The sequence below is a fragment of the Streptomyces sp. NPDC021019 genome (assembly GCF_044333295.1).
Classification (GTDB): domain Bacteria; phylum Actinomycetota; class Actinomycetes; order Streptomycetales; family Streptomycetaceae; genus Streptomyces.
In genome coordinates this window covers 48909-62579 of the sequence record NZ_JBIRQR010000007.1, presented here as the reverse complement: position 1 = coordinate 62579, position 13671 = coordinate 48909, and the positions used below count along the sequence as shown (strand labels likewise).

13 protein-coding genes and 1 riboswitch are annotated in these 13671 nt (G+C 72.2%); of the genes, 11 read left to right on the top strand and 2 right to left on the bottom strand.

Going from position 1 to position 13671, the window contains the following annotated elements; genetic code table 11:
* Nucleotides 1–263 precede the first annotated feature (263 nt).
* Nucleotides 264–394, top strand: a riboswitch (FMN riboswitch).
* A gap of 172 nt (nt 395–566) precedes the next feature.
* From ribD to ACH4RG_RS29380, 10 genes are all read left to right on the top strand, one after another.
* Nucleotides 567–1667: a bifunctional diaminohydroxyphosphoribosylaminopyrimidine deaminase/5-amino-6-(5-phosphoribosylamino)uracil reductase RibD gene (ribD, locus tag ACH4RG_RS29425; protein WP_398540500.1), complete on the top strand. Its 1101-nt coding sequence runs from the start codon at nt 567–569 to the stop codon at nt 1665–1667.
* Nucleotides 1668–2276, top strand: a complete 609-nt coding sequence (locus ACH4RG_RS29420; RefSeq protein WP_397931927.1) for a riboflavin synthase — start codon at nt 1668–1670, stop codon at nt 2274–2276. It abuts the gene before it with no gap.
* Nucleotides 2273–2917, top strand: coding sequence for a nicotinamide mononucleotide transporter family protein (locus tag ACH4RG_RS29415; RefSeq protein ID WP_097868063.1), 645 nt, complete (start codon nt 2273–2275; stop codon nt 2915–2917). The genes ACH4RG_RS29420 and ACH4RG_RS29415 overlap by 4 nt, the downstream gene beginning before the upstream one ends.
* A complete protein-coding gene (locus ACH4RG_RS29410) occupies nt 2914–4212 on the top strand; it encodes a bifunctional 3,4-dihydroxy-2-butanone-4-phosphate synthase/GTP cyclohydrolase II (protein WP_398540499.1) in 1299 nt (432 codons plus the stop codon). The genes ACH4RG_RS29415 and ACH4RG_RS29410 overlap by 4 nt, the downstream gene beginning before the upstream one ends.
* Before the next feature lie 45 nt (nt 4213–4257).
* The gene (gene ribH, locus ACH4RG_RS29405; RefSeq protein WP_007453188.1) at nt 4258–4743 is read left to right on the top strand and encodes a 6,7-dimethyl-8-ribityllumazine synthase; all 486 of its coding nucleotides are present in this window, start codon (nt 4258–4260) and stop codon (nt 4741–4743) included.
* A 35-nt stretch (nt 4744–4778) separates the two neighbouring features.
* The gene (locus ACH4RG_RS29400) at nt 4779–5051 is read left to right on the top strand and encodes a phosphoribosyl-ATP diphosphatase (RefSeq protein ID WP_097868061.1); all 273 of its coding nucleotides are present in this window, start codon (nt 4779–4781) and stop codon (nt 5049–5051) included.
* Between the two features lie 91 nt (nt 5052–5142).
* A complete protein-coding gene (hisG, locus tag ACH4RG_RS29395) occupies nt 5143–5991 on the top strand; it encodes an ATP phosphoribosyltransferase (protein WP_397923065.1) in 849 nt (282 codons plus the stop codon).
* Between the two features lie 38 nt (nt 5992–6029).
* Complete coding sequence (locus ACH4RG_RS29390) at nt 6030–6500, top strand: PH domain-containing protein (protein WP_397931930.1); 471 nt, start codon at nt 6030–6032, stop codon at nt 6498–6500.
* A gap of 192 nt (nt 6501–6692) precedes the next feature.
* Nucleotides 6693–8051 carry a hemolysin family protein gene (locus tag ACH4RG_RS29385; RefSeq protein ID WP_397923069.1) on the top strand — a complete coding sequence of 453 codons (1359 nt, stop codon included), beginning with the start codon at nt 6693–6695 and terminating at the stop codon, nt 8049–8051.
* The gene (locus tag ACH4RG_RS29380) at nt 8048–9154 is read left to right on the top strand and encodes a hemolysin family protein (protein WP_397931932.1); all 1107 of its coding nucleotides are present in this window, start codon (nt 8048–8050) and stop codon (nt 9152–9154) included. The genes ACH4RG_RS29385 and ACH4RG_RS29380 overlap by 4 nt, the downstream gene beginning before the upstream one ends.
* A 41-nt stretch (nt 9155–9195) precedes the next feature.
* Here ACH4RG_RS29380 and ACH4RG_RS29375 read toward each other — a convergent pair whose 3' ends face one another.
* Both ACH4RG_RS29375 and ACH4RG_RS29370 read right to left on the bottom strand, forming a co-directional pair.
* Nucleotides 9196–11091, bottom strand: a complete 1896-nt coding sequence (locus tag ACH4RG_RS29375; RefSeq protein ID WP_397923167.1) for an AAA family ATPase — start codon at nt 11089–11091, stop codon at nt 9196–9198.
* Nucleotides 11092–11445: 354 nt separating this feature from the next.
* Nucleotides 11446–12075 carry a uridine kinase gene (locus ACH4RG_RS29370; protein WP_397923073.1) on the bottom strand — a complete coding sequence of 210 codons (630 nt, stop codon included), beginning with the start codon at nt 12073–12075 and terminating at the stop codon, nt 11446–11448.
* A gap of 185 nt (nt 12076–12260) precedes the next feature.
* Between ACH4RG_RS29370 and ACH4RG_RS29365 the strand changes: the two genes are divergently transcribed.
* Nucleotides 12261–13631, top strand: a complete 1371-nt coding sequence (locus ACH4RG_RS29365; protein WP_397931935.1) for a peptidase C39 family protein — start codon at nt 12261–12263, stop codon at nt 13629–13631.
* The last annotated feature ends 40 nt before the right edge of the window (nt 13632–13671 follow it).

The following is a 13671-nucleotide window of genomic DNA, read 5'->3' as shown; positions in this document are numbered from 1 at the left end:
GGCAAAAGGGGGTGGGTCGTGTCGGGGTCCTGGTGTGCGCACACCGCCGGACCGAACCTCGGAGGTGACGCAGAGATTAAGAGGACTAGACCAGTGCGTCAATAGGTCTGGACCTTCAAGCGTCAACTTTCCCGACGGCTCCCCGATGACTACGTTGTCGACTTCTCGCCGACGGAAACGCGCCAGGTTTCTTGTGACCCAGCCCACAGTGCTCACCCGCATGGCCGTGAGGCGTCCGTGGCAGACTGGTTCCGTACCAGTAGCAGCGCACTCCGGGGTCGGTGCAATTCCGAACCGGCGGTTATAGTCCGCGACCCGTCCGCAGCCAGCGGCCGGTTGACCAGGTGAGATTCCTGGACCGACGGTGAAAGTCCGGATGGGAGGCAGTGCGCGGCGGGTCGTCATCGGTACGCCGCCGTCGGCGGACGCATGGCCGGGAGTCTCCCGTGACGCCGTGCGTTCCTGGCGTTCCCGTTCTCGGGATCTCGGCGTTTCCGCTGGTGAACCGCTCTATCTGTCGTCATCGACAGCCCCGGAGTCCGTGCCCGAAGAGGCAGGAGGACCCGGTGGACACCGCAGCCGACATCACCGCCATGCGCCGAGCGATCACGCTCGCGGCGCGCGGTCTCGGCTCCACCAGCCCCAACCCGGTCGTCGGATGTGTGATCACCGACGCCGCCGGAGCCGTCGTCGGCGAAGGCTTCCACCAGCGCGCCGGAGGGCCGCACGCCGAGGTCCACGCCCTGCGCGCGGCCGGCGAGCGGGCCCGCGGCTCCACCGCCTACGTCACCCTCGAACCCTGTGACCACACCGGCCGCACCGGCCCCTGCTCCCGGGCCCTCCTGGCCGCCGGGATCAGCCGCGTGGTGTACGCGGTCGCCGACCCGAACCCGGGGGCCGCGGGCGGCGGCGACACGCTGCGCGCGGCCGGTGTCCGGGTGGAGCGGGGCCTTCTCGCGGAGGAGGCCGAGGCGGGCAACGCCGCCTGGCTGACCTCGGTGCGCCTCGGGCGGCCGTACGTCCTGTGGAAGTACGCCGCCACCCTCGACGGCCGGATCGCCGCCGCCGACGCCACCAGCCGCTGGATCACCTCGCCCGAGGCCCGCGCCGACGTCCACCGGCTGCGCGCCGAGGCGGACGCCGTACTCGTCGGCTCCGGCACCGCCCACACCGACGACCCCCAGCTGGCGGTACGCGGCATCGACGGCGTCACCCAGCCGCTGCGGGTCGTCGTCGACACGAACGCCACCGCCGTGAAGCCCGGCGCCCGGGTCCTGGACGACACCTCGCCCACCCTGGTCGCCGTCGCCGACGACGCCCCCGCCGGCCACCTTCCCGAGGCCGCCGTCCTGCGCCTGCCCCGCGCCGCCGCCGGCCCCGGCCTCGACCTCGACGCCCTCCTCGGTGCCCTGCACGAGCGCGGCGTCCTCTCCGTACTCCTCGAAGGCGGCCCCACTCTCGCCGGCGCGTTCGTCGCCGCGGGAAAGGTCGACAAGGTCGTCGGCTATCTCGCCCCGGTGCTCCTCGGCGCGGGCCCCGCCGCCCTCGCCGACGCCGGAATCTCCACGATCGCCGAGGCGTTGCGCCTCGATGTGACCGAGACCGTGCCGATCGGCCCCGATCTGCGCATCACCGCCGTCCCCGCCCCTGCTCGGAAGGGAAACTGAGTGTTCACCGGAATTGTCGAAGAACTGGGTGAGGTCACCGCCGTCGAGCAGCTGGCGGACGCCTCCCGCTTCCGGCTGCGCGGCCCCGTCGTCACCGAGGGGGCCAAGCACGGTGACTCCATCGCGGTGAACGGCGTCTGCCTCACCGTCGTGGACACCGCCGACGGCGAGTTCACCGCCGACGTGATGGCCGAGACGCTGAAGCGCTCCAGCCTCGGCGCGCTCACCACCGGCTCCCGGGTCAACCTGGAGCGCCCGATGGCGCTCGGCGGCAGGCTCGGCGGACACCTCGTCCAGGGCCACGTGGACGGCACCGGCACCATCGTCGAGCGCACCCCCTCCGAGCACTGGGAGCTCGTCAAGGTCTCCCTGCCGCCCGAGCTGACCCGGTACGTCGTGGAGAAGGGCTCCATCACCGTCGACGGCGTGAGCCTGACCGTCGTGGACGCCGAGACCGATCACTTCACCATCAGCCTCATCCCCACCACCCTCGCCCTGACCACGCTCGGCCGCAAGCAGCCCGGCGACCCGGTCAACCTGGAGGTGGACGTCCTCGCCAAGTACGTCGAGCGGCTGCTCGGCGACCGGGCCGGACAGGACCCGCGATGAACCTCGCGAACTGGCTCAACTCCGAGGCCTTCACCGTCTTCGGCCAGCACATCAAGTGGTCGGACATGATCGGCAACATCGTCGGCCTGATCGCCCTGGCCCTCGGCTGGCGGCGCTCGATCTGGACCTGGCCCGCCCAGCTCCTCTCCGGCGTGATCCTGCTCGTCGCCTTCGCCTCCGCGCACCTCTCCGGCAGCGCGGGCAAGCAACTGGTCGTCATCGTCGTCGCCCTGTGGGGCTGGTGGTCCTGGAACCGCGGCAGGCAGCAGGCCCAGGACGGCTCCATCGCCGTCCGCTTCGCCACCTGGCGCGAGCGCGGTGTGCTGATCGGCGCCGCCGCTCTCGGCACCCTCGCCGTCGGCGGCCTGTTCACCGCCTTCCCGTCGCTGTCCTGGGACCCGTGGCCGGACGCGTACATCTTCGTCGGCACCGTCGTCGCGATGTACGCCCAGGCCCGCGGCATGGTCGAGTTCTGGTTCGCCTGGCTGCTCGTCGACCTCGTCGGCGTCCCGCTGAACTTCGCCAACGGATTCGCCTTCTCCGGCTTCGTCTACGTCATCTACGGCGCCCTCGTCCTGTGGGGGATGCGCGACTGGTGGCTGCGTACGCGGACACCCGCTCTGGAAGGAGCCACGGCATGACTGCCCAGCCCACCTGGCTGCACCCCGACCACGGACCGCTCCCCGAGAACCTCCTCCTGGACCCGGTCGAGCAGGCCGTCCGCGACATCGCCGCCGGCCGGCCCGTCGTCGTCGTGGACGACGAGGACCGCGAGAACGAGGGCGACCTCGTCATCGCCGCCGAGAAGGCCACCCCGGAGATCGTGGCCTTCATGATGAGCGAGTGCCGCGGTCTGATCTGCGCGCCCATGGAGAGCGACGAGCTGGAACGCCTCGACCTCCCGCAGATGGTCGAGCACAACACCGAGTCGATGCGGACCGCGTTCACCGTCTCCGTCGACGCCTCCGCCGCGCACGGCGTCACGACCGGCATCTCCGCCGCCGACCGCGCCACCACCCTGCGGATGCTCGCGGGCGGCGTCGCCGGCCCCGCCGACTTCGTCCGGCCCGGCCACGTCTTCCCGCTGCGCGCCCGCTCCGGCGGCGTCCTCGTCCGCAACGGCCACACCGAGGCCGCCGTCGACCTCGCCCGGCTCGCCGGACTCCGCCCCGCCGGGGCCATCGTCGAGATCGCGGGCGAGGACGGCGTCATGCTCCGGCTGCCCGAGTTGATCCCCTTCGCCCGCAAGCACGGCCTGACGATCATCTCCATCGAGGACCTCATCGCCTACCGCCGCGGCAACGAGCCGACCGTCCGCCGCGAGGCCGAGACCCGGCTGCCCACCGCGTTCGGCGACTTCACCGCGTACGGCTACCGCTCCAGCGTCGACGGCGTCGAGCACGTCGCGCTGGTCCACGGCGACGTCGGCGACGGCGAGGACGTCCTCGTCCGGATCCACTCAGAGTGCCTGACCGGCGACATCTTCCAGTCCCAGCGCTGCGACTGCGGCCCCCAGCTGCACGCCTCCATGCGGCGCATCACCGAACAGGGCCGAGGCGTCGTCGTCTACCTGCGCGGCCACGAGGGACGCGGCATCGGCCTGCTCTCCAAGCTGCGCGCGTACGAACTCCAGGAGCGCGGCGTGGACACCCTCGACGCCAACCTGGAGCTGGGTCTGCCCGCCGACGCCCGCGACTACGCGGCGGGCGCCCAGATCCTCGCGGACCTCGGCGTGCGCAGCCTGCGGCTGATGACCAACAACCCCGACAAGACCGCGGCCGTCGTCCGCCACGGCCTCGCCGTCACCGGCCGGGAGCCCATGCCCGTCCAGGCCGGCGAGCACAACCTGCGCTACCTGCGCACCAAGCGCGACCGCATGGGCCACGACCTGCCCTGGCTGGACGGCGCCCCCGCGTCGACCTGCGCCAACCAGTAGCGAACGACCGAACACCTCGTCACCAGCATCGGCATCAGGAGAGACATGAGCGGCAAGGGTGCACCCGAACTGTCCGTACGCAACTGCGGCGACCTGCGCGTGGCCGTGATCGCGGCCCAGTGGCACGAGAAGGTCATGGACGGACTCGTCGACGGCGCGCTGCGCGCGCTGCGCGAGCTGGGCATCGACGAGCCGACCCTCCTCCGCGTCCCGGGCAGCTTCGAGCTGCCCGTAGTCGCCAAGGTGCTCGCCGGACGCGGCTACGACGCGATCGTCGCCCTCGGTGTGGTCATCCGGGGCGGCACCCCCCACTTCGAGTACGTCTCCCAGGGCGTCACCCTCGGCCTCACCCAGGTCACCGTCGACACCGGTGTTCCCGTCGGCTTCGGCGTACTGACCTGCGACACCGAGGAGCAGGCGCTGGACCGGGCCGGCCTCGAAGGCTCCAACGAGGACAAGGGGCACGAAGCGGTCACCGCCGCCGTGGCCACCGCGGCCACGCTGCGCACCGTCAGCGAACCCTGGCGCTGAGTACCCTCCGGCGACCCCGTATTCTGAGGACCATCATGGCTGACAAAACCTTCGAAGAGCTCTTCGCCGAGCTCCAGCTCAAGGCCGCCGAGGGCGACCCCGCGACCTCCCGCACCGCCGAACTGGTGGGCAAGGGCGTGCATGCCATCGGCAAGAAGGTCGTCGAGGAGGCCGCCGAGGTCTGGATGGCGGCCGAGTACGAGGGCAAGGAAGCCGCCGCCGAGGAGATCTCCCAGCTGCTGTATCACGTCCAGGTGATGATGGTCGCCCGCGGTATCTCGCTCGACGACGTCTACGCCCATCTCTGAGCCGACCGCAACGCCGCCGCCCGGGCCCGGCCCGGGCGGCCCCAAGGCGAAACCGCCCGCACACTCCCACCGCACGAAGGAAGCCGACCTCATGCTGCGCATCGCCGTTCCCAACAAGGGTTCACTCTCCGGACCTGCGATGGCGATGCTCCATGAGGCCGGCTACCAGCAGCGCAAGGAGTCGAAGGAACTGGTCCTGGTCGACCCCGGGAACGAGGTGGAGTTCTTCTACCTCCGCCCCCGCGACATCGCGATCTACGTCAGCTCCGGCAAGCTCGACATCGGCATCACCGGCCGCGACCTGCTGCTGGACTCCGGGGCCGACTCCGAGGAGATCCTCCAGCTCGGCTTCGCCCGCTCCACCTTCCGCTACGCCACCAAGCCCGGCACCGCGGCGGGCCCGCAGGACTTCGACGGCATGACGATCGCCACCTCCTACGAGGGCATCGTCGCCGCCCACCTCGCCGAGGCGGGCGTCAAGGCCTCCGTCGTCCACCTCGACGGCGCCGTCGAGACCGCCATCGAACTGGGCGTCGCCCAGGTCATCGCCGACGTGGTGGAGACGGGCACCAGCCTGCGCAACGCCGGACTGGAGGTGATCGGCGACCCGATCATGACCTCCGAGGCCGTCGTCATCCGCCGCAACGGCGCCCCCGCCGACGACCCCAAGGTGCAGCAGTTCCTCCGCCGCCTCCAGGGCGTCCTGGTAGCCCGGTCCTACGTGATGATGGACTACGACTGCCGCGTCGAGCACCTGGAGCGCGCCGTCGCCCTCACCCCGGGCCTGGAGTCGCCCACCATCTCCCCGCTGCACCACGAGGGCTGGGTCGCCGTCCGCTCCATGGTCGCCGCCAAGGAGGCCCAGCGGATCATGGACGACCTGTACGAGCTCGGCGCCCGCGCCATCCTCACCACGGCCATCCACGCCTGCCGCCTCTGACGGTCCCGGCCCGCCCGCACCTCCCGAGAGAAGATCCGATGTCCGCGACCAGGCCCGAACAGCCCACCCTGCCGGTCACCTTCCGGCCCACCCTCACCCGGGTGGTCCTGCTGAGCACGGGCCTGGTGATGTTCCTCGTCATCACCGTCATCGCGCTGATGCTGGAGCGGCTGACCCCGGGGGAGCGGATCACCTTCGTCTTCGTCGCGGCACTCTTCTTCGGCGTCCTGGCCCTGCTCAGCAGGCCCAAGGTCACCGCCGACGACTCCGGGGTCACGGTCGTCAACCTCACCCTGACCCGCAGGCTGGCCTGGGAGGAGATCCTCCGCGTCAACCTGCGCTCCGGCGACCCCTGGGTCTACCTCGACCTCAGCGACGGCACCAGTCTGCCCGCCCTCGGCATCCAGCCCGGTCTGGCCAAGCAGCAGGCCATCCGCGACGCCCGCGCCCTGCGCTCCCTCGCCGAGTCGCGCGGCTCCGGGAGCGACGCCACTCCGGGCAGCGGCTGAGCCCTGCCCCACACGGGGCCTTCTTGTCTACTCTGGTGGGCGGCGGCGCCCCGCGCGCCCCGCCCCGCCCGTTCCACGGCCCCCACCCGGGCCCGCGGGGCTTCACCTGCGACCCAAGGAGTGACTCCCTCCAGCAATGGACGGATCGTCCGGTAGTACCTGCGCCGCCCCTTCCCCGGAGGCGGCGGCCTCATGACCACCCCCCTGCTGCTCCTCGGAGCGGCTTTTCTCCTCATCCTCGCCAACGGATTCTTCGTGGCGGCCGAATTCGGGCTCGTCACCGTGGAGAAGCCCGATGCCGAACGGGCCGCCGCCGAAGGCGACCGACGGGCCCGTACCGTCGTCGAAGCCCTGCGCGAACTCTCCTTCCAGCTCTCCGGCACCCAGCTCGGCATCACCCTCACCTCCCTGGTGGTGGGCATGCTCGCCGAACCCGCCCTCGCCCAGCTGCTCGCCGGACCCCTCACCGCCGCCGGACTCCCCGCGGGGGCCGTCCCGGGCGTCGGCGTCGTCGTCGGCATGCTCCTGGCCTCGGCCGTGCAGATGGTCGTCGGCGAACTCGTGCCCAAGAACTGGGCGGTCTCCCGGCCGCTCCAGGTGGCCCGTTTCGTCGCCGGACCGCAGGCCCGCTTCGCCGCGCTCCTGCGACCGGTGATCACCCTCCTCAACGCCCTGGCCAACCGGCTGGTGCGGCTTCTGGGCGTCGAGCCCACCGCCGAACTGGCCTCCGCCCGCACCCCGGGGGAGCTGGTCTCCCTGGCCCGGCACTCCGCCGAGGCCGGAGCCCTGGAACAGGACACCGCCGACCTCTTCGTCCGGACCCTCGCGCTGGCCGGTCTCACCGCCCAGCACGTCATGACGCCCCGGGTGAAGGTCAGCGCCCTGCACTCCACAGCGACCGCCGCGGACGTCCTCAACCTCACCCGCGCCACCGGCCTCTCCCGCTTCCCGGTCTACCGGGACCGCATCGACGAGGTCATCGGCATGGTCCACCTCAAGGACGCCCTCGCCGTCCCCGCCTCCGAACGCCTGCGCACCCCGGCCGGACGGATCGCCGTCCCCCCGCTCCTGGTGCCCGGGACGCTGCCGGTGGAGGCGCTGCTGCGACGGCTGCGCCACGAGCAGCCGATAGCCGTGGTCGTCGACGAGTACGGCGGCACCGCGGGCGTCGTGACCCTGGAGGACATCATCGAGGAGCTCGTCGGAGAGGTGCGCGACGAGCACGACGCCGAGGGTGCGGGCCGCCCCGAGCTGACCGCCGCCCCCGGCGAGGACGGCCGCCCGGTGTGGGACGCCGAGGGCAGCTGCCGGGTGCATACCCTGCGCCGCAGCGGACTCGACGTGCCCGAGGGGCCCTACGAGACCGTCGCCGGGCTCGTCGCCGGACTGCTGGGCCGCATCCCCGCCCCCGGCGACCGGGCCGAACTCACCGGCTGGCTGATCACCGTCCGCCAGGTCGGCCACAACCGCGCCGAACGGGTCCGTTTCACCCGGGCGGCCGACCCGCTGCCGGACAGGGCCGCACCGGCACTGCTGGAGGCCGCGCGATGAGCATGCTCCAACTCCTCCTCGCCGCCCTCCTCGTGCTGGCGAACGGCTTCTTCGTCGGCGCCGAGTTCGCCCTCGTCTCCGTACGCCGCAGCCAGATCGAACCGCTGGCCGCACAGGGCTCGGGCCGGGCCCGCACGGTCCTGCACGGCCTGGAGAACCTGCCCCAGATGATGGCCGCGGCCCAGTTCGGCATCACCGTCTGCTCCCTCACCCTGGGAGCCGTCGCCGAGCCGACGCTCGCCCATCTCCTGGAGCCGGTCTTCCACGCGGCGCACGTCCCCGACGGGCTCGTCCACCCCCTCGGCTTCGCCCTCGCGCTCCTGTCGGTGGTCGTCCTGCACCTGGTCATCGGTGAGATGGTCCCGAAGAACCTCGCGATGGCGGCGCCCGAGCGGACCGCACTGTGGCTGAGCCCCGGTCTGGTCGCCTTCGCCCGGCTCTGCCGTCCGGTCACCACCGCGCTCGGCGCCTGCGCCGGCCTGGTGCTGCGGCTGTTCGGCGTCGAACCGAAGGACGAGGTGGAGGCCGTCTTCACCAGCGAGCAGCTCAACCGGCTCGTGGAGGACTCCGGACAGGCCGGGCTCCTCGGACCGGAGGCGGCGACACGCCTGGAGGACGCCCTGGAACTGGGCAGCAGGCCCGTCGCCGACGTCCTGCTGGAGCGGGCGACCCTGGTCACGGTCGACCCGTCGGTCACCCCGCGCCGGATCGAGGAGCTGACCGTGCGTACCGGTTTCTCCCGCTTCCCGGTCTGCGCGGACGGCGGCGGCCCCTATCTGGGCTACCTCCACGTCAAGGACGTCCTGGAGCTGGAGGACGCCGACCGCGCGGTCCCGCGGCAGATCTGGCGCCCGATGGCGACCGTACGGGCCGAACTCCCGCTGGACGACGCCCTGACCGTGATGCGCCGGGCCGCGACGCACCTGGCGCAGGTCGCGGACGCCTCGGGCCGGGTCCTCGGCCTGGTCGCCATGGAGGACGTCCTGGAGACGCTGGTGGGGGAGGTCCGCGACCCGGCCCACCGGACGGTCTCGGTGCCCCGCCGCACGGTGGACGCGCCCAAGGCGCCGGAGCTTCCGGCGCCCGGAGCCCTCGTGCACTGAGGTGAGGCGACGCCACGCCGGAGCGGACGCCCGGCGCGGCGTCAGCCCGCGCCCGGCTCCTGCCTTCCCCGGCCCACCGGGCCGCGCCCCGACAACACCTCGCCGTAGGCCTGCATCAGGTCCGCCAGCCGCAGCGTCGACAGGTCCTGGCGGGTCAGCTCGCCCGGACAGCCGGAGAGCCGCAGATCACGGTAGGCACAGCTCTTCTCGTACAGCGTCCGCAGGAAACGCCCGTTGCCCAGCTCGTCGATCCAGCCCTGGTCCACCACATGGCCGCTGATCGAGCGCAGCTCGTCCACCGCCTCCTCGTCCCAGACGTCGTCGTTCTCCGCGGCAAGCACGCTCCCGATCGCGGTGAGTTCGAGCGGCCGGTAGCTGGGGAAGTCGACCCGGCTGGTGAAGCGGGAGGAGAGCCCCGGGTTGGCGGCGAGCAGCCGGTCCATGCCCTCCGGGTAACCCGCGAGGATGACGACGAGATGGTCCCGGTTGTCCTCGGCCCGCTTGAGGAGCACCTGTAGCGCCTCGTCGCCGTACGCGTCGCCCTTGCTGTAACCGGAGTTGGCCAGGCTGTAGGCCTCGTCGACGAACAGCACCCCGCCCAGGGCCGAGTCGATCAGCTCATTGGCCTTCACCGCCGTCTGCCCCAGGAACTCCCCGACCAGATCAGATCGTTGGGCCTCGACCAGATGATCGCCGCCGAGCAGCCCGAGGGCGTAGAAGACCCGGCCCAGGATGCGTGCCACGGTGGTCTTGCCGGTGCCGGAGGGGCCGGAGAAGACGAAGTGACGCTTCGGCGGCTGGACGGGGAGACCCTGCTCGGCCCGCAGCCGGGCCATGTTCAACTGCGCCGAGAGCGCCTTGACCTGCCGCTTGACCGGTTCGAGACCGACCATGCGCTCCAGCTGTGCCAGCGCGTCGGCGAGCAGCGCGGGATCGCTCGGCCCGGCCGGGAAGGGCGGCGGCTTACGGGTCTTGGTGCGGCGGGCGCCCTCGACGGGGGCGGGCGGCCCGGGGGCCGGTTCGTCGCCGAGCAGCCCCGCGTCGCTCACCGGCCAGGTATCCCGCCCGTCCACCGGGTCGGCGCCGAGCAGCGCGTCGCCCTCCGGCTGCGCCCCCGCCCCCGATCCGAAACCGGTCAGGGTCACGGCGGCCAGGTCCGCCGACTCGTCGTACCCGTCGCCCTCCACGAGCGCGGCGAGCCGGGCGGAGGTGTCCATGAAGGCCGGGTCGACCCGGTGCACCGCCCGGTACAGCGGCAGGGCGGCCGCGCTGCGCCCCGTGCCCTCGTGGGCCCGCGCCAGCCAGTAGCGCAACTCCTTGCGTTGCGGCTGTTCGCTGCGGCAGCGCATCAGCGCGGCCGACAGCAGGGGCTCCGCCTGCCCGAACATCTCCAGCCGCACCCGCGCCATCCCGCCGAACAGGCCCGCCTCGATGCCCAGCATCGGATCGTTGACGAGCTGCTCGGTACAGCGCACCAACTGCTCCCAGTCCTTGACCAGATAGGACCGGCAGGCGTGCAGGAACCGCACCTGCGGATCCGCGTCCACCGGCGGGAGCCCCGCCAACGCCCGGTCCAGTTCCGGCACATGACGTCCGTCCAGCCAGTGCGAGGCGTGCGCCAGCAGCAGATCGCGCTGGCTCTCCAGCACCGGCTGCACCCACCAGCCCAGCCAGTACCAGGAGTTGAGTGTGCGGCGGTGGCGCGCGCGCTGTTCGCCGAAGCGGTCGCGGTGCCGGTACATGCGTAACAGGGCCGTGGTGGTGTCGATGCGCAGCGCGTGGAGGCCGAGCCAGCCGTCCGCCATGCCCGGATCGAACCGCACCGCGGCTCTGAACTCCTCCTCGGCCTGCGGGTAGGCGCCCATCGTGTAGGCGTCCACACCACGCAGCCAGGCGAGGTCGGCAGGGGCGCCAGCGCCCTGTGTGCCGATGTCCATCAGGTCCCCCACAAACCGTGCCCCCAGGATGTCCCGCCCGCACAGCATGCCCACCGGAGCGTGCTGAATCACGGCGTGGAGGAAGGGAATTGACCACACCGAGGTGCATCGTACCCGCGCACAGGGAGGGGCCCCGATGACCGGCCCCCTGAGGTGGTGACCCAGGGTGAGTGAATCGCTCTGCGTGGTCGCGGGGTGGCGGTGGGAGCACAGGGCGAAGCCCCCGATCACGGGGGAACAATCGGGGGCTTCGCGTCCATGGGGGCTCCGAAAAGCCGCACAATGAGAACGTAAGACCAGTAAGGCCCCCCGGTCAAGCAGAGTTGGGGCACTTCCGGGGCAAATTCCGACTGCTCAGTATGGAGGGACGTCCTGGCTACCGTGCGTGACAGTCCGGTTCGATCCCGCTGTCACGCGGGGCCCCGCCAGCCACGCGTACCCCTCAGGCAACTGACGTACCAGAGTGTCGGCGTAGGGCCGTGAGGGATCTTCGGCGAAATGCCGTCCCTCGGCGCGAGTCCACCCGTCCCAGAACGCGGTGAGCCCGGCGCCGTCCCGCCGCCGGCCCCGCTCCCAGGACGTGTCCCGGTCCAACTCCATCCAGCACAGCGCCGCCAGCCACGGGCGCACCCGGCGGCGCCCCGCGCCGACCCCCTCCATCAGCACCACCGGAGCCGGCTCCAGGGTCCGCGCCGGGCCGAAGCGCCGCTCCGTCCAGTCGTACGGGGCGTAGCGGGCGCTCTCGCCGCGCGAGAGGGGCAGGATCACCTGCTCCCGCAGCCGTCCCGTCCAGCCGAACAGCTCCTCGTGCGTGGCGAGGTCGTCCAGATGAAGGACCGGCGCGCCGCCCAGCGCCGCCGCGAGACGGGCGGCGAAGGTGCTCTTGCCCGAACCGGCGTGCCCGTCGACCGCGACGAGCCGCACCGGCCCGCAGGAGGGGGGCAGTGCGGCGAGGTCATCGGCGTGGCGGGCCAGGTCGTCCATGGCCCCAGGGTACGTTCCGGCACGGAAGCGCCCGGGTCCAGCGCAGGTCACGCCAGTGGTCCAGACCCATATTCGGTCCGGCGGCGGGTGCCGAACACTGGCCCGATCCGGGGGCGAACCGGGATAGTTGGCCCACCGCACGGCACCCGCAGACCACCTTCCGCATCCGACCGGGGGTCACGACCATGACCAGTCCGACTTCGCGCAGAACCGTTCTGACCGCCGCGCTCGCCGCGGCGGCCGCCGCCGGCACGGTGAGCTCCACCGCGTCCGCGTCCGCGTCCGCCGCCCCGCCCTCGCCCACCGGCTCCTCCGCCGCCCCGGAGTCCCTCGTGGACAACCGTTTCTGGCACACCTACACCGACTGGCGCTGCGGCACGGGCGACGGAACCCGGGTGCTTCCGGGGTCCCGGCCCGGCGTCGTGATCGCCGTCCCGGCCGGCCGCACCGACTACACCGACCCGCACACCGGCAGGACGGCCGCCTGGGACTACGCCACCTGGACCTCCCCGGTGCACCGTTCCGCCGTCCCCGCCACCGAGGTGGTCGCCTCCTGGAACGCCCGCACCCCGGCCGGCACGTGGATCCAGGTCGAGCTGAGCGGCGTCTACGCGGACGGCACGGCGACGCCCTGGTTCGTGATGGGCCGCTGGGCGGCGGGCGACGGCGACATCCGCCGCACGTCCGTCGACGGCCAGGGCGACCCGTACAGCTCCGTGTGGACGGACACCTTCTCGGTGGACGACCCCGCGAGCGGCGTCCGCCTGGCCTCCTACCGGCTGCGGCTCACGCTGTACCGCGCCCCGGGCAGCCGCCTCACCCCGACCGTCTGGCGGGTCGGCGCGATGGCCTCCGACGTGCCCGACCGCTTCACCGTGCCCGCGAGCACCCCCGCGCTCGCCCGCGAACTGCCCGTGCCCCGCTACTCGCAGAACATCCACATCGGGCAGTACCCCGAGTACGACAACGGCGGCGAGGCCTGGTGCAGCCCCACCTCCTCGCAGATGATCATCGAACACTGGGGCCGCCGCCCCACGGCCGAGGACCTGGCCTGGGTCAAGCCCGGCCTGCCCGACCCCCAGGTCTGCCACGCCGCCCGCCAGACCTACGACTACGCGTACGCGGGCTGCGGCAACTGGCCGTTCAACGCCGCCTACGCCGCCACGTACCGCGACCTGAACGCCGTCGTCACCCGGCTCGGCTCGCTCACCGACGTGGAGCGGCTGATCCGCGCCGGCATCCCCGTCATCACCTCCCAGTCCTTCCTGAAGGAGGAACTGACCGGCGCCGGATACGGGACGGCCGGCCACCTGATGACGGTCATCGGCTTCACCCCCGGGGGCGACGTCATCGCCAACGACCCCGCGTCCCCCGACAACGAAGCGGTACGCCGCGTCTACCGGCGGCGCGAGTTCGAGAACATCTGGCTGCGGACCAAGCGCCACGACGCGGGCGGCAAGGTCAGAAGCGGTACGGGCGGGGTGTGTTACGTCTACTGGCCGACCCGGACGACACCGGGGCAGTGGCGCGTGCTGAGGGCGCTCGGCCTGCTGTGAGCAGGGGGGGGCGGGGTCACACCGTGCGGGGAGTTCTCCG